This window comes from Steroidobacter agaridevorans (assembly GCF_009932555.1).
GTDB lineage: Bacteria > Pseudomonadota > Gammaproteobacteria > Steroidobacterales > Steroidobacteraceae > Steroidobacter > Steroidobacter agaridevorans.
Genome location: NZ_BLJO01000001.1, coordinates 16,118 through 35,299, shown reverse-complemented (window position 1 = coordinate 35,299; position 19,182 = coordinate 16,118). Strand labels below are relative to the sequence as shown.

General features: G+C 62.3%; 17 protein-coding genes and 2 tRNA genes. 5 read left to right on the top strand and 14 right to left on the bottom strand.

The features are described from left to right. Window position 1: 1 nt before the first annotated feature. A complete protein-coding gene (locus GYH35_RS00170) occupies window positions 2–1,210 on the bottom strand; it encodes an RtcB family protein (RefSeq protein WP_161827331.1) in 1,209 nt (402 codons plus the stop codon). A 412-nt stretch (window positions 1,211–1,622) separates the two neighbouring features. Here GYH35_RS00170 and GYH35_RS00165 point away from each other — a divergent pair, with 412 nt between their 5' ends. Then, window positions 1,623–2,129: a hypothetical protein gene (locus tag GYH35_RS00165; RefSeq protein ID WP_161827330.1), complete on the top strand. Its 507-nt coding sequence runs from the start codon at window positions 1,623–1,625 to the stop codon at window positions 2,127–2,129. Here the strand turns inward: GYH35_RS00165 and GYH35_RS00160 are convergent. From GYH35_RS00160 to GYH35_RS00120, 9 genes are all read right to left on the bottom strand, one after another. Continuing rightward, window positions 2,069–3,355, bottom strand: a complete 1,287-nt coding sequence (locus tag GYH35_RS00160; RefSeq protein WP_161827329.1) for a cation:proton antiporter — start codon at window positions 3,353–3,355, stop codon at window positions 2,069–2,071. The two genes, GYH35_RS00165 and GYH35_RS00160, sit on opposite strands and share 61 nt — an antisense overlap. A gap of 130 nt (window positions 3,356–3,485) precedes the next feature. Beyond that, on the bottom strand, window positions 3,486–4,976 hold the full coding sequence (locus tag GYH35_RS00155; RefSeq protein WP_161814231.1) for a tryptophan halogenase family protein: 1,491 nt from the start codon (window positions 4,974–4,976) through the stop codon (window positions 3,486–3,488). Between the two features lie 6 nt (window positions 4,977–4,982). Next, complete coding sequence (locus GYH35_RS00150) at window positions 4,983–5,954, bottom strand: hydrogen peroxide-inducible genes activator (RefSeq protein ID WP_161827328.1); 972 nt, start codon at window positions 5,952–5,954, stop codon at window positions 4,983–4,985. Between the two features lie 247 nt (window positions 5,955–6,201). Beyond that, window positions 6,202–8,157, bottom strand: a complete 1,956-nt coding sequence (locus GYH35_RS00145; RefSeq protein ID WP_161827327.1) for a hypothetical protein — start codon at window positions 8,155–8,157, stop codon at window positions 6,202–6,204. 245 nt (window positions 8,158–8,402) lie between these two features. Further along, on the bottom strand, window positions 8,403–9,458 hold the full coding sequence (locus tag GYH35_RS00140) for an acyltransferase family protein (RefSeq protein WP_161827326.1): 1,056 nt from the start codon (window positions 9,456–9,458) through the stop codon (window positions 8,403–8,405). Between the two features lie 1,224 nt (window positions 9,459–10,682). Then, window positions 10,683–10,757, bottom strand: a tRNA-Asn gene (locus GYH35_RS00135). A 154-nt stretch (window positions 10,758–10,911) separates the two neighbouring features. Then, window positions 10,912–11,355, bottom strand: coding sequence for a MerR family transcriptional regulator (locus tag GYH35_RS00130; protein WP_161814236.1), 444 nt, complete (start codon window positions 11,353–11,355; stop codon window positions 10,912–10,914). Further along, on the bottom strand, window positions 11,352–11,777 hold the full coding sequence (locus GYH35_RS00125; protein ID WP_161827325.1) for a nuclear transport factor 2 family protein: 426 nt from the start codon (window positions 11,775–11,777) through the stop codon (window positions 11,352–11,354). The genes GYH35_RS00130 and GYH35_RS00125 overlap by 4 nt, the downstream gene beginning before the upstream one ends. A gap of 54 nt (window positions 11,778–11,831) precedes the next feature. Then, window positions 11,832–13,028 (bottom strand): pyridoxal phosphate-dependent aminotransferase, encoded by a 1,197-nt coding sequence (locus GYH35_RS00120; RefSeq protein ID WP_161827324.1) that lies wholly within the window; start codon window positions 13,026–13,028, stop codon window positions 11,832–11,834. A 190-nt stretch (window positions 13,029–13,218) separates the two neighbouring features. On the opposite strand from GYH35_RS00120, the gene uvrB reads away from it, so the two are divergent. After that, window positions 13,219–15,255: an excinuclease ABC subunit UvrB gene (gene uvrB, locus GYH35_RS00115; RefSeq protein ID WP_161827323.1), complete on the top strand. Its 2,037-nt coding sequence runs from the start codon at window positions 13,219–13,221 to the stop codon at window positions 15,253–15,255. A gap of 24 nt (window positions 15,256–15,279) precedes the next feature. Here uvrB and GYH35_RS00110 read toward each other — a convergent pair. Continuing rightward, window positions 15,280–15,354: transfer RNA gene (locus GYH35_RS00110), tRNA-Val, on the bottom strand. Window positions 15,355–15,563: 209 nt separating this feature from the next. Between GYH35_RS00110 and GYH35_RS00105 the strand changes: the two genes are divergently transcribed. From GYH35_RS00105 to pth2, 3 genes are all read left to right on the top strand, one after another. Beyond that, window positions 15,564–16,136 (top strand): hypothetical protein, encoded by a 573-nt coding sequence (locus tag GYH35_RS00105; protein ID WP_161814240.1) that lies wholly within the window; start codon window positions 15,564–15,566, stop codon window positions 16,134–16,136. A gap of 266 nt (window positions 16,137–16,402) precedes the next feature. After that, window positions 16,403–16,726, top strand: coding sequence for a hypothetical protein (locus tag GYH35_RS00100; RefSeq protein WP_161814241.1), 324 nt, complete (start codon window positions 16,403–16,405; stop codon window positions 16,724–16,726). An 87-nt stretch (window positions 16,727–16,813) separates the two neighbouring features. After that, complete coding sequence (gene pth2, locus GYH35_RS00095; RefSeq protein WP_202623994.1) at window positions 16,814–17,194, top strand: aminoacyl-tRNA hydrolase; 381 nt, start codon at window positions 16,814–16,816, stop codon at window positions 17,192–17,194. Window positions 17,195–17,197: 3 nt separating this feature from the next. On the opposite strand, the gene GYH35_RS00090 is transcribed toward pth2, so the two are convergent. From GYH35_RS00090 to GYH35_RS00080, 3 genes are read right to left on the bottom strand one after another with little or no spacing between them, the layout of a single operon-like run. After that, entirely contained in the window at window positions 17,198–18,118 is a 921-nt protein-coding gene (locus GYH35_RS00090) for a LysR family transcriptional regulator (RefSeq protein ID WP_161814242.1), read from the bottom strand. A gap of 14 nt (window positions 18,119–18,132) precedes the next feature. Next, window positions 18,133–18,759 (bottom strand): FMN-dependent NADH-azoreductase, encoded by a 627-nt coding sequence (locus GYH35_RS00085; RefSeq protein ID WP_161814243.1) that lies wholly within the window; start codon window positions 18,757–18,759, stop codon window positions 18,133–18,135. A gap of 12 nt (window positions 18,760–18,771) precedes the next feature. Beyond that, entirely contained in the window at window positions 18,772–19,095 is a 324-nt protein-coding gene (locus GYH35_RS00080; protein WP_161814244.1) for a DMT family transporter, read from the bottom strand. Window positions 19,096–19,182 lie beyond the last annotated feature (87 nt).

Here is a 19,182-nt window from a genome sequence, read left to right as displayed (position 1 = left end):
GCTATCCCTTGATGCACATCACCTGTTTCAGCGTGTGCACGACCTCGACCAGATCCGACTGGTTGGTCATCACCGCATCGATGTCCTTGTAGGCCGCCGGAATCTCATCGATCACGCCGCCGTCCTTGCGGCACTCCACGCCTTCGGTCTGCTTGGCCAGATCGAAACGGTTGAAACGACGCTTCGCCTGCGTGCGACTCATGCGACGGCCCGCGCCGTGCGAGCAGGAGCAGAACGACTCGGGATTGCCCTTCCCGCGCACGATGTACGACTTCGCCCCCATGCTGCCCGGGATGATGCCGAGCTGTCCTTCCTGTGCGCTGATCGCACCCTTGCGAGTGATGAACAGCTTCTCGCCGAAGTGATGTTTTACCGCCACGTAGTTGTGGTGACAGTTGATCGCCTCACCGTCGAGCTTGAAGGGCGGCAGATGCGGCGCCAGTGCCTCGAGCACCAGCTTCATCGTCATGCTGCGATTCAAGAGCGCGTAGTCCTGTGCCCAGTCGACCGCCTCGACGTAGTCGTCGAAGAGATCGGAGCCCTCGCTGAAGTAGGCGAGGTCGCGATCCGGCAGATTGACCTGATGACGACGCATGTCCTTGCGCGCGGCCTCGATGAAGTAACGGCCGAACACATTGCCCACGCCACGCGAACCGGAATGCAACATCACCCAAACGCGCTGCTCCTCGTCCAGGCACAGCTCGATGAAGTGATTGCCACCGCCGAGCGTGCCCAGCTGGCACACCCAGGTCTGCGCGAACCTGCGTTGCATCTTCATCACGCCAGGATGCTTGCCGACGATCTTGTCGAGCCGATCGTCGAGCACGCGGCCTTGTCGTGCATGCGAGCTGCCACGCACCTTGTCCGAGTCGTGCTGGTTGAAGCCCACCGGCACGCGCGCCTCGACGGCGCTGCGCAGCTTCGCGAGGCTCTCCGGCAGATCCTTTGCGTGCAGCGTCAAGCGAACGGCATTCATGCCGCAGCCGATGTCCACGCCGACCGCTGCAGGAATGATGGCCTGCTTGGTCGGGATCACGCTGCCCACGGTCGCGCCGATACCGTGATGAACGTCAGGCATGGCGGCCACATGGCCGTGAACGATGGGCAGCTGCGCCACGTTGAGCAACTGCTGAATGGCGTCGTGCTCGATGTCCTGGGTGAAGACCTTCACCGGCACCCGAGCTTTGTTCAATGTAATTTGTACTGGCATGACGTTTCTTCCTGAAATGAAAAAGCCCCTGGTCGGTTTCCCGGCCAGGGGCTTTTAAGCGGAGCCTAAGCTACGCACCTGACTTGGGGAGCAGGCGTGCTCCGCAAGTCATCTTGCGGATCAACGCGCGTTGTTCATATTCGTTTCAAGATGTTGGGGTGCGAGCATGTCCGACTCCGGTAGACCCGGGTTGAACCGGGGGCGCGCATATTACTCGGCAGCGGCGTGGTGTCAATAACTGCAGAAGTTTGCCGACATCGCCTTAAGCGAATGAAGACATCGCGTACGTCCTGTCACCCGAGGGCCGCAATGATGACCACTACATAACCGCGATCCGACTGACATGAGATGCCGCCTCGACGCATCCTGAACGCACTGCCGAAGCGATGATTGGAGGAGCGAGATGCTGCAAATGTCAGTCAACCGTGAATACGGACTGGATGCCATCCATGCGATCGCGTTGTCTTCGACGGAGCGTTTGCACCACTGGTTGGGCGGACGCTGGTCGCTGCTGTTCTCACATCCGGAGGACTTCGCGTCGCACGGCTTCGAGGCAGATCGCTGGGTGTCGTGTCTGTCCGAGGAGCTCGAACAATTGGATCTCGCCGTGGTCGCCTCGGGGGGAAGCTATCGTCGCAGCTGGGTCTCGCACGTAGGCGGACGTTTCATTCCGTTTCACGAAGTGGATGAGCTATTGCCGGGCGACTGGCACGTGAACCCTTACGAGCACTTCGTGACGATCCTGGACGCCGACATGCGTGCGCGTCGCACGATCGTGTATGCAGCAGGAACGGCGGTGCCTTCGCCGATCGATCTGGCGCAGACCGCCGCGGGTCTACGCGCTCGGGGGCAGTCGCGTCAGTTGGCTGCGTTCTGTAGAGCGTCGAGCTCGCCACGCGCGCGAGCGTCGCGACCGTAGACGAACTCGAAGAGCGGCGATGCCATCAGCGTCGTGACGATGGCCATGAGCACGAGGATGGAGAACAGCGCGGGACCAATGACGCCGGCCTGCAAGCCGATGTTGATGATGATCAGCTCCATGAGCCCTCGAGCATTCATCAGCGCGCCAATGCCGAGCGCCGTGCTGTTGTCCTGACCGGACAGGCGCGCGGCCGCCCAGCAGGCGCCGAACTTCGCAAGGATGGAGGCGGCGAGAATCACGACGCCCATGAGCAGCAGCTCGACGCTATTGACCATGGCGAGTTGGGTGTTGAGGCCGGAGTAGGTGAAGAACATCGGCAGCAACATCACGACCGTGAACGGTTCGAGCAGGCGTCGCAAATTATCGGCCAGAGCGCCGCGAGGCATGACGGTGCCGAGCAGGAACCCGCCGAACACCGCATGCAGGCCGATGAAGTCGGCGGTATAGGCCGACAGCATGAACAGCATCAGCACGATCGAGAGCAGGGTGGGGCTCAGCGACTGAGTGATCGCCTGTTCGCGCTCGGCCATGCGCCCAAGCGGAGCGAGCAGCTTCGGCGCGATCAGGAGCAGGCAGGCGGCGAACACGATGCCGCCTGCGATGGCGGTGATCGCAACCCCCGAGCCCGCGCCGAAGCTTGCGAGCACGATCGCAAGCACGCACCAGGCGGCGGCGTCATCGATCGCACCGGCGGAGAGAGACAACGTGCCGAGCGAGGTGTGGCTCAGTCCCCGCTCGTGAATGATCCGAGCGAGCATGGGAAACGCGGTGATCGCGATCGCCGCGCCCATGAATAACGTGGCATCGAAGCGCGTCGCGTTCTCGGCGAAGAGGCCCGGCACGGTCATCAGCCACGGCGTGCCGATGATTGCGATCAGAAACGGCGCCGCCATCCCGGAGATGGAAACCGCCGCGGCCTTGCCCAGGCTGTGCCGGAAATGATCCGTCCGGAAGCCGAGGCCGACCAGAAACATATAGAGCCCGACGCCAAGCTGCGCGCCGACGTACAACACGCCCTTCGTCTCGGCAGGAAAGACCGCTTTCTGCAGCTCGGGCAGGAACAGCCCGAAGAGCGACGGACCGAGAATGACGCCCGCGATCATCTCGCCGACGACCTGCGGTTGTTTCAGATAGCGGCGGCCGATCCAGCCGACCACGCGACAGGTCGCCAGGATGAAAAACATCTGCAGGAAGAAGGCAACCGACAGCTTCGCAACCGACATGCACGCCCCGTCATCGTTATTGGTGGAGCGCAGGCCAGTCGGCGGCACGCCCTCGGAGGCGGGTTTTATAGAAGAGCGGCGCCGGGGCGCTCAATCGAAGGCTGATTGATTCTCGCTATGGCGGCGCGGGTCAGCTGATCCGACCGCCCAGGAACTGCTCGTGAGTCGGCAAGTGCTCGACCATGCCAGCGATGGCTGCCTTGGCCGTGCGCAGGGTCGCTTCGATGTGCGCGTACTCGATGTTATCGACGCGCGCCGAGTAGGCGCGGGGCCGAATGCCCATGCCTTCGAACACCGACTGCCAGCTCGAGGCGCGAAACAGCTCATCGACGCCTTCGCGCATGGCGCCCTGACTCTTGAAGAGCTCGATGCGCTCTTGCAGCGAGTCGGGCAAGGGCAGGTGCTGGCAAGCCTGCCAGAAGGGCGAATCGTCGCGCGTCGTTGCGCTGTAGTGGAGCACGATGAAGTCGCGCACCTCTTCGTAATCGGCCGTCATGCGACGGTTGTACTCGCGCGAGAGCGCCGGATCGCACTCGAGATTCGGGAAGTAACGCAGGAAGAAATCGATGCCCCGCGCCATCAGATGGATGGCGGTGGCTTCCAGCGGCTCGATGAACCCGCCGGCAAGACCGATCGACAGGCAGTTCGCCTTCCAGAACTCACGACGATGTCCGGTCGTGAAAGGAACGATCCTGGGCTCGTCCAGGCAGGCCGTGTCCACGGTGCGCAAGAGCGTGGATCGTGCGTCCGCATCGGTGCAGAACCGACTGGAATAGACATAGCCCTGACCGACCCGGGATTGCAGCGGAATGCGCCACATCCATCCCGACTTCTGCGCGGTGGCGCGAGTGTAGGGGACGAGCGGTCCGCTGTTTTCCGTTCTGACCGTGACGGCGCGATCGCACGGCAGATACTGCGCCCAGTCGATCGACTCGACGCCGAGCGCCCTGCCAATCAGCAACGCGCGGGAGCCCGAGCAGTCGATGAAGAAATCACCGTGGACCTTCGTGCCATCGGCGAGCACGATGTGATCGATGAAGCCGTCCTCGCGCCGGTGGACATCGGTGACGAGACCTTCGGTGCGTTTGACACCACGCTCTTCGCTGAAGCGGCGCAGGTACTGGGCGACCCGGTTCGCATCCACGTGCAGCGCGTAGTTCGCGCCGCCGATCGGGGTATTACGTGCGCGGGCCGGAGGAAAGAAACGGCCATTCTCCGCCATGACGTTGCATGGTGAGAAATCCTGCAGAGCGGAGGTGTCGCCTTGAGCACGCGCCTTGAGCCAGCACTGATAGAAGTCCTGCGTGCCGATCGATCTGCCGATGGCGCCGAACGGATGGAAGTAGGTGTCCGTGCGCCGCTGCCAGCCGACGAACTGGATGCCGAGCTTGTAGGTGGCGTCGGTCGCTCGAATGAATTCCTGTTCATCGATGCCGAGGCGATGGATCAGCCCGACGAACGGCGGCACGGTGGATTCGCCCACGCCGATCGTGCCGATGTCCTCGGACTCGACCAGCTCGATCTCACACAGCTCGCGCTTCAAGTGATGACGAAGCATGGCCGCGGCCAGCCAGCCCGAGGTGCCGCCTCCCACCACCACGATTTTGGACAACGGTCGCATCCGGCGTTACCAGTCCCGATTCTCGATCATGACGCCGGGCGTCGCCGGCTCGCGGGCCGTATTGTAATTCCAATACGCGGCGCTGCTGGCCTGAATTGCCCTTCGGAGCACGTCGATGGCCTTGTGCCTCGGATAGCTCACCCGCCAGGCGAGCACCAGCGTGCGCTTCGGGGCGGGTTCTGTAAAAGGCCGCGTCACCAATATATCGGGCGAGTAGAGCGGGGCATGCGCGGCCGCCTGGGGCAGGAGGGTCACGCCCAGGCCCGAGGCCACCATGTGGCGCAGTGTTTCAAACGTGCTGCCCCTCATCGAGCCGCGCAGATTCGGCTCGGCGTCGGCGGGGCGAAGTTGTGGAAATGCCGCGAGCACCTGCTCGCGAAAGCTGTGGCCCTCATCCAGGAGCAGCACTTCGGATGGATCCAGATCGTTCACATGGATGCTGGCCTGGCTTGCCAGGCGATGCCTCGCCGGGAGCATGACCGTGAAGGGCTCATCGAAGAGCGGCTGGGTCACGATGTCCGGCTCGCTGAAGGGCGCCGTGATCAGCAAGACGTCGAGATCGCCGTTGCGCAGTTTCGCCGCCAATGTTTGCTGAGCGGCCTCTTCGACGAACAGCGGCATGCCGCTCGCCATTTCTCGCAACAACGGAATGAACTGGGGCAGCAGATAAGGCCCGACGGTCGGCAGCGTTCCTAAGGCCAGCGGCCCTTGCAGCTGATTGGCGTCGCCCGCGGCCACGTCCTTGATCTCGGCGGTGCGCTCCAGGACGGCGCTCGCCATCGCGATGATGCGTGCGCCGAGCGGGGTGACCAGCACGCCTTGCTTGGCGCGCTCGAACAAACTGACGCCGAGCTCGTCCTCGAGCTTCTTCACCGCGATGCTCAGGGTCGGCTGACTGACATTGCAGCGCTCGGCCGCGCGGCCAAAGTGCTGTTCCTGTCCCAGGGCGACGATGTAACGAAGTTCGGTGAGCGTCATGGCCGAGATCGTGGGTGGGGCCGCCGGATCATAGCAATCCTGCCCGGAACGATCTCGTGCTACTACGGGCTTTTGCCGACGGCGGCGTGGGTTTCTTCGCGGCCGCCGGGCGTCCTGCGTCTGCCGCATCAATTCGTCGGCGCACCGCCGGTTCCATGCCGGCGTTTAAGCTTGGCGACAGCGCCCGGGCTTGGCCGCGAGCTGCCGCATCGTCCGCGAGCAGGTCGATCGGTTGGCCGAGGGCGCGTTAACGACCGAACGAGAGTTGCGGCCGCGAAGCACGGTCTCGACCGGATATTTCTTCGAGCCAGTGTCGCAGTCGCTCCGGCACGATCAGTCGGTGCTGGGCTCGGGTGACCGCCACGTAAAGCGCGGCGCTCGCGGCGGCGTAGTCTTCTTTGCGCGCGTCCCAGACGCCATCGACCAGTTCGGGCACCAGCATCACACCGGGAAATTCGCGGTTGCGAACATCTTCGATCAAGCCGAGCGCGAACCTGCCTTGCGCGACGAAACGATCGGCCGTCCTCGCCCAGTCCTTCAAGTCATAGCCACGCTGGAGCATGCGATCGATGCGTTGAAAGCCCGGACTCTTTTGATTGTTCTCGGCGAGCGCCTGCCACGAACCGTAGCGAAAGATCTCACCATGCCGCGGGCGGACGCCATTCCGACGCAGTTCGATGCAGTCGCTGACAAACATGTGCAGCTGTTTCTCGTTACTCAACAGTTCTACATCGAGATTCTCGGCGGCCAGCCGCTGCGCCCACTCGAACAGGCCCCAGGTGTCGCTCACCAGGATCGCCGCGGGGTGCTCCGGGATGCGCGGGCGATCGTAATAAGCGATCTCGGTCCGCTGCAGCGGGTTGCCGACAAAGCGATCTTTCGTCGCGCCCGGGTGCGCGACGATGATCGGGTTGACGACGGCTTCGAGCAATCGCCCCGAGCGCACCGATGAGGTGACGGCTCGCTGTCTCACGACATGGGTGCGTCGCTGCGGGAAACCTTGCAGATTCTGATATTCATCGCCCAAGCTGATCACGGCCTGCGGGCTGCTATCGAGAATCTGCAGCATCGGCTTCTTCAGGTCGTGACATTCGTCGATGAGCACATGCGTGTAGCGCGCTGGAATTCGCCAGCCGCGCAGCGCCGCCCATTTGATTCGGTGCTCGCGGCGAATGGGCGGGGCAAAGTCGCGTGATGTCGGCAGCACGATCGCTTTCCACAACTCGGTTGCGTAGTGAAGCACGAGTTGCCGTTCAGTCGGCTCGAGCGAGGGAAGATTGCGAATCGGAATGTGAACATCGTCGATCTCGGCATCGCTGCTCGCGCAGAAGCGCGCGACCGTGCGTCGGACGATCGCGACAAGATCGCGCTCCAGCAGGGTTCCGCTCGCACGGATGCCCAGATGCCGGATCACCAGCTCATCGGGAATCGGCGCGGCCGCGGAGTAGGGCTGGCTCATGCGAAGGTTGGTGGGATCGGTCAGATCCGCCGGCACCATCTCGCGCGCCAACACATCGAAGCGCCGAGGATAGACGTGGGGCAGGTTGGCGACGCCTGCGAGCAAGGCCTGCAGTTGGGTCTGTCGCTCCGCCAGTACCAGCACTCGCGCGCCGCTCAACGTGCCGAGCAGCGATTTGATCAGATAGGACTTGCCCGTCCCGGCATAGCCCTGCACATGGATGTGATCGTCGGTCTGCGCCGAGATCTCACGATAGATGCGGGTCTGCTCGCGCGTCAGGAAGCTCATCGCACCCGACGGCAACAGGATCTGCTGGCGTGCCTCGTGATCGCGTGCGTGATAGCGATCGCGACTGCCGCTGTCCCAAGCGCCATCGTCCATCAGGTAATGCTGCTGACCGATCTGCTCATCGCTCAGAAGGCAGATGCCCAGATCGGCGAGCAGGCCGTGACCGGCGCGGATCTTCGCTCGATCGAGGGACTCGATCGCTTCGTCGACCAAGGCGGTCGCGCCATCGCGCTCGACTTTCGCCTGGCTGGCGCTGATCGCCTCCATGAGGATGCGCTCGGCGAACACCGAGCCGTGTCGCACGATCTTGGGCAAGGCTTGCAGGAGCATGAGCGCCGCGAGCTCAGGCACTTTCAAGCCGGTGAGGGTGGTCGCGAGGCTGTGCGCTTCGTTCAGTACCCGACTCAGCGCTTGTTCGCTGATGGGCAGGTACAACGCGGGATCGGTTCTAGCCATGGGACCGCGTGATGCGCTCCGCGCTTGTGCCGTTTCGGCTGAGATAAGTGGCTCCGGGCCAGGCGCTAAACGAGGCGTGAAACTATTGAATCCCGCATCTTACCAGCGGGCGCAAGAGCGTCGCCAGCCGGCGCGCCGACGAATCGATAGGAACGAACGTCGCGTCCGTTGTGGCGGTAAACGGTGGATGTCTCCGCCAGCAGCCGAATGCTCAGATCGCGGTAACGATGCGCGCGGAGGAGCTCCTATCCGGCCAGCCTGGTGCCAAGGAACGCCAGCCCCATGAGACCGGCAAGACCAACGGTCCACGGGACCAGTGTGGCCGGCGGCGGTCGCTTCGAGTAGCGCTCGCGGATCCAGGCAATCGAGGGTGTCTCAGCCCAGGCGTGCACCCCGTAGGCGAGCAGGATGCTGCCGCCGGCGGCCATCAGAACCGCAGCGACCGGCGCAAGGCCAGCGTGCTCGGCTCGGAGCATGAACGTATAGCTCAGCGGCTCGTGCAGCAGATAGAGCGGGTATGAGACGGCGCCCAAGAACAGCAACGGCTTGGACGCGAGGGCGGAGAACGCCCCCTTGGCGCCGACGAACATAATGCCGAGCACGGCAACCGCCCAGATCGTGCGCAGCGCGCCCTCGTCGATGGCGATATCGACGATCGAGAGCGCGGCGATCGCAGGCCACCACGCGTGGTCTTCGTGCTTGCCGACGGCGACGAAGACGCTGATCCCGAGCGCGAACCATGGAATGAATCCGAGCAGCCCGAGCTGCGTGATTACCCACGGCGTCGCCACGAACTTGGAGGCGATGCTGATGAGCAGCCAGCCGCCCAGCACGATGAAAGGCCGGCGCAGGTATCCGAGCGTCCAGAGCAGAAACATCAGGACGTAGAAGATGATCTCCACCTTGAGCGACCAGTAGGCGCCGGATACAGACCCGACGCCGAACAGCTCATGGAACATCAGAACGTTCCAAACGACCTGTCCGGCGCTGATGTCATGGCCTCGCAGTGGCCAGATGGCCAGCAACAGTGCGGTCAGCAGCATGGCGGCCCAATAGGTCGGGTAAAGCCGGCTGAAGCGACCGACGACGAAATCGAGCGGCGAATGCAGATTCCGCAGCGTCATCAGGATCACGAAGCCGGAGATGGCAAAGAACATTTGCACCCCGAGGTTGCCCCAGGGAAGAGTGACGGGAAGCTCGGTTGTATGGCCGTAGAGCTGGCCGTACCGGGTCGTCAAATGAAAGGTCATCACGAGCAGTGCGGCCATGCCGCGCAGTCCATCGATATGCGTTATTCGCACTTGTTTGTTCCCTGTTCCCGCTATCCTGGATTCCCCTTAGCAAATGATAGCTAGCTCATCGGCCCAGAATTGAGATGAATTTCCATAAATTACAAAAATTCATGGTTTGTCCGCTGTCGATAATCCTGACAGCGGCGGCCTGTCGTCTCGACAGACAGTACGCCGAACGCGTTCTCGTTCACTGATCAGAGCAATGTTTCGACCAGCACCGTCATCACGTCGGCGGGCGTTGGCCGAAAGCGATCGAGCCCTCGAGAGGGCTGCAAACATCCGCGCGGCGAGGGCGTCATCCAGCGGTCGCACGAACGTACTAACTTGGTGCTCGAGTTGGCGGATGGATTTATTAGAATCGCCGAACTCGCGCCGGACCCGCTTCGCGTGGCTTCACCTGCCGTAATTATCGACGTAGAGGACGAGTGCGATCAGGGCCAGCACGATCCCCGTTCCGACCCATGCGGCGAAACGGCCGCTATCGTCGTCCGGATCGGGTTTCATGGGTTTGTTCCGTGGCTTCACCAATTCAATCTCCTCGCGTTAGCTGACTATTCCATGATCGAGTAGACCGTGGATTCAAAACTATGCTTCGAGTCGCAGCGAATGCTCTTCTATTTCTCGGTGCAATCCCAGAATCATCCCTCGTGCCTGCGCTCCGTCGCCTCAATGGCCTGATGCGCCTTGAGGCACATCAACCCCGCGATGGCGAGCACATCGCGTTCGTCCACGGGCCCGACGAGATTGAAGTGGCCGACAGGACACCAATTCCGGACATGCAACGCGTAACTCGGAGCGCTCAAGTAGAACTCGCAGCTCGCTGATTCGTCGCACCCTCGATCGCAACGCTCTTTGATCTCGCTAAGACGCAGCTTTTGTTCGACCAAAGATCGACTCCGTGTAGTTTCGCCGGCTCCTGTTTAGCCCATTCTGGGGAACGCCGTCCCGGGAGCAATCGCGCATTACAGCGGAAAAAGTGAACGCGGCACAGGTTCCGTCAAGCACTCTTCGCAAACGGAACTACGTTGCTCCCACGCAGGCCGTCGATGTCATCTGGATTGACGTGGGCAAGCTGGACCCGGATGGAGTGTGGGTCACGAAGATCAAGGAGGTGCATCATTGACCCGACCCACGAAGAGGGCCTCATGCGTCAGTAGCGCCTGTGGGGCGTATCCGCAGAAAGAGGGCGTCCGAGGCGAAGTCGTGCTTGCGGAACGCTGCGGGATGATTAGGTGGCTCCCCGGGCCGGACTCGAACCAGCGACCAACGGATTAACAGTCCGTCGCTCTACCACTGAGCTACCGGGGAACAGGTGGGTCAAATCGAAGGCGCGGGATTTTGCGTAATGCGCCGCGGCCGTGTCAAGGAATCGGGGTGATTTCGGTCGCAACTTTTTGAGTTGACATCTTTTCCAGAAACCTGACGGGTGCGTTGCGGCGCGTCGGCGTCGGCTGACAACGGCCTACGGAAGCGCCGCACGGACCGGTCGACGAGGGCGCTCGCCGAGGTCGAAGTCGCCGGGGCGGCGGTCCTCGGTCAGCCATTTCAGGTAGTAGGCCTGCTTGCGCTCGACGAAGCGCAAGGCGGCCTGAAGCTCGGCGATATGCGCCGTCGTGCGGGCATGGTGCGCCTCGAGCAGTTCCAGTCGCTGGCGGATGGTCTTCTTACCCTGGACAGCGAGGCTTGCGTAGCGACGCATCTCGCGCACGGTCATGCCGGCGTACCGCAGCCGATCGAGAAACAGCAGCCAGCCGATGTGCTGCGTGACGTAGACGCGTCGGCCGCCGGGATCGCGTGTCACGCCCGGCATCAGGCCTTGCTTTTCGTACCAGCGAATCGTGTGCACGCTGCGGCCGGTCTCGCGAGCGAGCCGGCCGATGTGAAAGCGCGTGCTTTTCGGGCTCATGCGCTCTTGGCCCAGGCAGGTGGCTCGAGCGCCGAGGTCACGAGCTCCGTGTCGAGATACTCGGTCAGCTCCGCCATCTTGCCGTCACGCATTCGTATGACCAGGCAGTAGGTGTTGCAGTAACGCTTGCCCAGCTTGGTCGTCACGTTGCCCCAACTCTCCACCACGACGAAGTCGCCATCGGCAAGAATGCGCTTGGGCGTGTTCGTGTAGTGACTGCCGAACTGGCTGAACAGCGGCGTGAACAACCGCTGCCGTACATCGGCTTTGCCCCGGTACTTGCCCGACCAGGCGGTCGTGCCGATCATGTTCCAGGTGAAGTCTTCCGCCATCGCGTCGGCGAAGGGCTGGCGCTCGCCGCGCGAGAGCGCCTCCATGATGCCGGTGACGATGGCCCGATTGCTTTCTGTAACGCTCGTCATGGGTCGCCTCCTTAAGGTTGCGACCTAGTTCTAACGGCTAGAGCGCGCTCTAGATCAAGCGGCTTGCGCGGCGCGCAGCGTCTTTTCCATGCGCTTCAGCGACTCTTCCAGATTCTTCATGCTGGTCGCGAACGACAGGCGCATGTGATTCGGCGCACCGAAGCCGCTGCCCGGAACGACCGCGACGCCGCCGTGAACGAGCAGATGCTCGGCGAACGCGTTGTCGTCCTTCACGCCGACGATCTTCATCGCCTTTTCCACGTGAGCGAACGCGTAGAACGTGCCCGCGCCTTCGAGGCAGGTGACGCCCGGCAGCTTGTTCAAGCCCGCGACGACGAAGTCGTGACGCTCCTTGAACGACTTGTTCATCTCGCGCACGCAGTTCTGATCGCTGTTCAACGCCGTGATCGCGGCCTTCTGCGCGATCGAAGAGGGATTCGACGTGCTCTGACTTTGAATCGTCGACATCGCGGTGACGAGCTCAATCGGCCCACCACAGTAGCCAATGCGCCAGCCCGTCATCGCATACGCCTTCGACACGCCATTGGTCGTCACGACGCGGTCGTACAACTCCGGACACACCTGCGCGAGGCTCACGAACGGCTCCTTGCCCCAGTAGATGTGCTCGTACATGTCATCGGTGCAGATGATGACCTGCGGATGTTTGATGAGCACATCGCCAAGCGCACGCAACTCGGCTGCGCTGTAGGCCGCACCGGTCGGATTGCTCGGGCTGTTGAGAATGAAGAGTCGCGTCTTCGGCGTGATCGCAGCTTCCAGCTGCTTCGCCGTGAGCTTGTAACCCTGCTCGGGCCCGGCGTAGGGCATCACGGGAACGCCATCGGCGAGCAGCACCATGTCCGGATACGACACCCAGTAGGGCGCCGGCACGACGACCTCATCGCCCGGATCGACGACCGCGAGGATCAGGTTGAAGATGGTCTGTTTCGCGCCGGTGGACACGAGGATCTGATTGCGCTTGTAGTCGAGCCCGTTCTCGCGCTTGAACTTCGTGATGATCGCGTCCTTGAGTTCGGCCACGCCCTCGACCGGCGTGTAGCGAGTGAAGCCCTTGCGAATGGCGTCGACGCCGGAATCCGCGATATGCACCGGCGTGTCGAAATCCGGCTCGCCGACGCCGAGACTGATGATGTCCTTGCCTTCGGCCTTCAGCTGCGCGACCCGGCCGGTGAGGGCCACGGTCGGGGAGGGCTTCACGCGTTGGACGCGCTTTGAAACTGGTAGACTCACGGCGACACCGAGTGACTTCGAAAACGGAAAATCCCTGACAAGCGCCGGGATGTTTTCGTGCGATTGTAGAGTGATTCAGCCTCCGGCTCTATACGCATGGCCGGGCGCTGACGTTACGGCCTGGAAATTCGCCGTTCGGCCCCCAACCCTCCGGATCGCTATGCCCCTCGCACCTCGCTCGTTGCAAACCATGACCGATAAGCCTGCCCAGACACCGTTCCAGCTGAAGGGCGATTTCAAGCCCTCGGGCGATCAGCCCACGGCCATCGCCAAGCTGATCGAAGGGATCGAGGCGGGGCTTGCGCACCAGACGCTGCTCGGCGTGACGGGCTCGGGCAAGACTTTCACCGTCGCGAACGTGATCCAGCAGATCCAGCGCCCGACGCTGGTGCTTGCTCACAACAAGACACTGGCGGCGCAGCTCTACGGCGAGTTCAAGGAGTTCTTCCCCGATAACGCGGTGGAATATTTCGTCTCGTATTACGACTACTACCAGCCCGAAGCGTATGTGCCGTCCTCGGACACGTATATCGAGAAGGACTCCTCGATCAACGAGCACATCGAGCAGATGCGTCTATCCGCGACCAAGGCGATCCTGGAGCGGCGTGATGCGATCATCGTCGCGACGGTGTCGGCGATCTACGGCCTGGGTGCGCCCGAGACGTACTTGTCGATGGTGCTGCATCTCTCGCGCGGCGAGCACATCGATCAACGCGCGATCCTGCGTCGCCTGACCGACATGCAATACAAGCGCAACGAGCTCGATCTCACGCAAGGCACGTATCGTGTGCGCGGCGATGTGATCGACATCTTCCCGGCCGAATCCGAGCGCGAGGCGCTGCGCGTCGAGCTGTTCGATGACGAGATCGATTCGCTGCTGTTGTTCGATCCGCTGACGGGTGAGATCAAGCGCAAGATCCCGCGTTACACGGTGTTCCCGGGCACGCACTACGTGACGCCGCGCGATCGGCTGGTGCTCGCGGTGGATCAGATTCGCGATGAGCTGCACGATCGGCTCATCGAGCTCAAGAACGCGGGCAAGCTGCTCGAGGCGCAGCGCCTCGAGCAGCGCACGCGATTCGATATCGAAATGATTCGAGAACTCGGCTACTGCAACGGCATCGAAAACTATTCGCGCTTCTTATCCGGCCGCGAGCCGGGCGAGCCGCCGCCGTGTCTGTTCGATTATCTGCCGCAGGATGCGCTGCTCGTCATCGACGAGAGTCACCAGACCATTCCGCAGTTGGGCGCGATGTTCAAGGGCGACCGCTCGCGCAAGGAAACGCTGGTGGAATACGGCTTCCGCCTGCCCTCGGCGCTGGACAACCGGCCGCTGCGCTTCGAGGAGTGGGAGCGGCTCGCACCTCAGGCGATCTTCGTCTCGGCGACGCCGGGGCGCTACGAGCTCGAGCATTCCGCCGGCGATGTCGTCGAGCAGTTGGTGCGTCCGACCGGTCTCGTCGATCCAGAAGTCGAAGTGCGCCCGGTGCGCACGCAGGTCGATGATGTGCTCTCGGAGATCAAGCTGCGGGTCGAGAAGGACGAGCGCACGCTGATCACGACGCTTACCAAGCGCATGGCCGAGGACTTGACCGAGTACCTCGATGAGCACGGGGTGAAGGTGCGCTATCTGCACTCGGATATCGACACCGTCGAGCGCATGGAGATCATTCGCGATCTGCGCCTGGGCAAGTTCGACGTGCTGGTCGGCATCAACCTGCTGCGCGAAGGTCTCGACATGCCCGAGGTGTCGCTCGTCGCCATCCTCGATGCGGACAAGGAGGGCTTCCTGCGTTCGGAGAACTCACTGATCCAGACCATCGGCCGCGCGGCGCGCCATCTGAACGGCAAGGCCATCCTGTACGCCGACAGAATCACCGGCTCGATGAAGAAGGCGCTGGATGAGACCACCCGTCGCCGCAACAAGCAGCTCGAGTTCAACGCGGCCCACGGCATCACGCCCCGGGGCATCAAGAAGGCGGTGGCGGACATTCTGGAAGGCGCGTACTCGGAGGCCAACCGCGGCCCGGCCCGCAAGGTCGCCGAGGCGACGCCGGATTACTCGAGCCTCACGCCCGACCAGGTCATGCGCCGGATCAAGAAGCTGGAAGCCGAGATGCTCAAGCACGCGCGCAACCTCGAGTTCGAGGAGGCGGCGAAGCTGCGCGATCAGATCACGAACCTGCGCAAGTCGAGCCTGGGGCTCGCGACGTCGAAGGTCGGGTAGAGAAGGGCAAGTTATTGATTTAGTTGGTGCGCGCGACAGGGATCGAACCTGTGACCCCTACCATGTCAAGGTAGTGCTCTACCGCTGAGCTACGCGCGCATCCGTGGCGAATCGAAGGGGGCGGAAGGATAGCGGCGTGCAGTGATGGGTGCAAGCAACAATGCGTCGATTTGTTGTTCACGACCACTGGGACCGGTGCCTGGGCTCTTGGTGGCCACACCTGACAGCTCCGCTTTCGATTGGCCTTCGGTGGGCTACGCCTCGACTCCATCCCGTCATGCTTCTAAAGCACATCGGGGGACGGCGGAGTGGTCGATCACTTTCTGGAATTCATCCAATCCTACTGGCCGTACGCAGCGGCAGCGGCGAGCGTCATCGTGGCGGTGGCCGCATATTTGAAGATGATCCAGGAAATGGAGAACCTTCGGCTGGAGCGCCAGAAGTTGATGCTGGAGATTGAGCTCATGAAGCGCGAGCTCGATCGAGAGCCGCCCAAGGATGCGAAGATTCAGCTGCTGACTATCAAGGAGGTGGAGCAGATCCTCCGAGAGAAGCCCGTCGAACCCCACAGGATTGCACCGGATCCAACATGGCGATCCAAACAGCAGCCGGCCACACCGGTGATTTGGGACCTGGCTTGTTCTTCTTGGAAATGCCGGCGCCGAGCACTAAGCAGGATCGTGCCATTCGCGTTAGCGGCAATGAGTACAGTGTTGAGTCTGCATTTGATTCATAACCTCGGTGTCCTTGCGCCGATATCCTTTTCTCAGCTCGTATTCGGTCTCGTGTTGATGAATTGGGTGATGTGGTCCGAGCCTGTCAGGCTATGTATCAAACTCGAGGCCGCTCGTGAGCGGCAGGAGCGACTGAGACCAGCATAGAGACGTTGGCGTCGCATCCGGCCGATCTCTGTCCTGGTCTCGCAAATTGTGCTTTTGACATGGCAGGGGCGCGCATTCAGGAGCGCGGCGCATGTTTGTTCCGGCTCGTCACTTGACGGGCTTCGCAATTATCAATCAAGGTACCCCTGCGGATTCTCACAACTGAGAAGTAGGTAACACGTCCCGCGGCTCGCCGGGCACATGCTCGGGCAGAACGTTCGAACAATTAGCCGTCTCATTTGCGCCAGGCGCAACAGGACTGCACCATGAAGAAAGCTCTGGGGGTCACTCGGCCGTTACTGGCCGCGGTGCTTGCATTCGGAATCACGCTGGCCGGGCTGTGCGCGGCCCAAGAGCCTGCGGCCGCGGACTTCGTTGAGCCAACGACGGATCGACAGTGCGATGAGTTCAATCGCTCTTGGGTCGTCACCAGTCGCCACACCTACTTGAGCATCAAGGTGCAGGTCCGGTGGTCGGCGGTCGGGGCCAAAGAGATGCAGGAAGAGTTCATTCTTTCGCCAGGCTCCTCCAGAGCCATTGGCTGCGCGTCGAAGCTCGAAGTCGTCTCGGCCGAGATCATGCAGTTCTAGTCAGCTCGCAGCCATTGGCTTCGCGGGTGCCCCGCCGAGATCAAGACTCACGAGCTACCGGCGTGATTCAGATGTCGAGGTGTGGGTGTGGAACATAAACAAGTAATCGTTCTGCGCAAGGACCTGAACATGCGCAAGGGCAAGATGGTCGCGCAGGGCGCGCATGCGTCGATGCGCGCCATCCTGCAGCTGGGCCATGCGGCGCAGGGAAACTTCGTCATTCCGCTCGATACTCGGATCGAGCCGTGGCTGCTCGGGCGCTTCAAGAAGATCTGCGTCTCGGTGAACTCCGAGGCGGAGCTCCTGGCCGTGCACGATGCCGCAAGAGCCGCTGGGCTCATTACCGCTCTGATCCAGGATGCCGGGCTCACTGAGTTTGGGAATGTTCCCACGTACACCGCTGTCGCCGTCGGTCCCGATCGCGAGGACCGTGTGGATGCAATCACCGGCGGATTGCCGCTGCTGTAGGCGCTACATTCTCGGTCGCTGTCCTTCGAGGAGCGGTCGTTGGCGACCGAGCTCTGCGGACAAATGATCCATCAACAAACGCACGCGCGTCGTACGAGCGAGGTTGGGATGGGTGAGCACCCACAGCGCGGTCGTCATCGCGGGAATGGGCGGGCGAACACGCTTGAGTCGTGCGTCGGAATCACCGAGGTAACAAGGCAGCGCGGCGAAGCCGGCGCCCGCCGCGCACAGTTCACGCAGCGACACGAGCGAGTCTGCTCGAATCTCTGGTCGAACAGACGGCATCTCGGCCCGCATCCACCGGGCAACGCTCGTGCTCGCGAGCGTTTCATCCGGCCCGACCCAACGATCGCCAGGTGTCTTGACGCTTGATCGTGGTTCCTCTGCCGTCGATGCCGTGTACACCGCGAATGCGACCGCGCCGATGCGCCGGCCGACCAGAAACTCCGGCGCCTCGGCCACGGGGCGGATGGCGACATCGGCATCGCGCTTGGAGAGATTCGCGATTTCATTCGACGTGGCCACATCGAGCGTGATGCCGGGGTGCTTGCGCTGGAACGTCGCGAGTGGCCCCTGTAACACCGAGGCGAGGAGTGTGTCCGTCGTCGTCACTCGCACCAAGCCTTCAGCCCGCAGGTCCTGGCCCGCAAGCTTGCGCTCGATCTGCATGAGGGCGCTCTCAAAGCCGCGTGCGGCCGCTAGCAACTCATTGCCCGCCTCGGTCAACGTATAGCCCGTGGGCAGACGCTCGAACAGCCGAACACCGTGTTTGCGCTCGAAGGCGTTGATCCGCCGCAGAACGGTCGTGCGGTTGACTCGCAGGGCGCTCGCGGCCTGGCTCAATGAGCCCGAGTCGGCGAGCGAGAGCACATACCGGAAGTCATCCCAATCGATGGGCCTGTGCGGCGAGAGTCGTTTTCCCATTGGGGAAGACTACCTCAGAAATGCAAGGCCAGTTCCGTCGCGGCCCGGATCGCCTCCGCTCGCAAGCCTTGTAACGTCGCGGGGTCCGAGAGTGTCGGCGCGACCGTGATCTCCTCCACGCGCTCGATGCCGATGAATTGCAGCCAGCGGCGCATGAAGGGCTTCTGAAAGTCCTCGGCGCCAGCGCCGACTTCGGCGTGGAGATTAGCGCTGGCGTAAATGGCAAGCGCCTTCTTGCCCGATAGCAACGTTCCATAGCCGGACGCAGGCGACCAAGTCCAGTTCTCGCCCGGCAGAGTCACCACATCGATGTAGTGCTTGAGCACGTACGGCACGCCGAAATTCCACATCGGCACGCCGAAGACATACTTATCCGCCGCGTTGAAGTGGCGCGACACGTTTCGCACGGCTTGCCATCGCTCGAGCTGCTGCGGGGTGAACTCATTCTTTCTCAAGACCGCGAACTTGGCTTCGATGGTCTGCTCATCGAAGGGCGGCAGGCTCATCTGCCAGAGATCGAGCATCTCAATCTCATCGCTCGGGTGCGCCGCTCGATAGGCCTGCTCGAACGCACGATACACCGCGATGGTGTGCGATCGGCTCTTGAGCGGCGCGGACTCGATATACAGAAGCTTGCTCATGGGTGGCACCGTTCAAGCCTTGGCGTCGATCAGGTGCAGCCCGATCATTCCGGCGAAGATCGCGGCAAGACACGCGAGGCGCACGGGATGCGCGCTTTCCCCATACAGGGCAATGCCGATCAGCGAGACGCCGATGGCGCCGAATCCGGTCCATACCGCGTAGGCCGTGGTCACTGGCAGTCGCGTGACGGCAAAGGTGAGGAGGACGACGCTTGCGAGCGCCGCGCCCAATCCAACGATGCTTGGGCCCAGGCGAGTCCAGCCTTGCGCGGATTTGAGCGACATCGCCATGACAATCTCGGCGATGCCCGCGGCGAAGAGAAGAAGCCATGCCATCTTCGAGTGCCTTCCATCGGAAAGTAAGTGCACCCATGATGGATTGGCCGATGGCGCTTACAACTTGAAGTTGTGCACTCGGCGTGT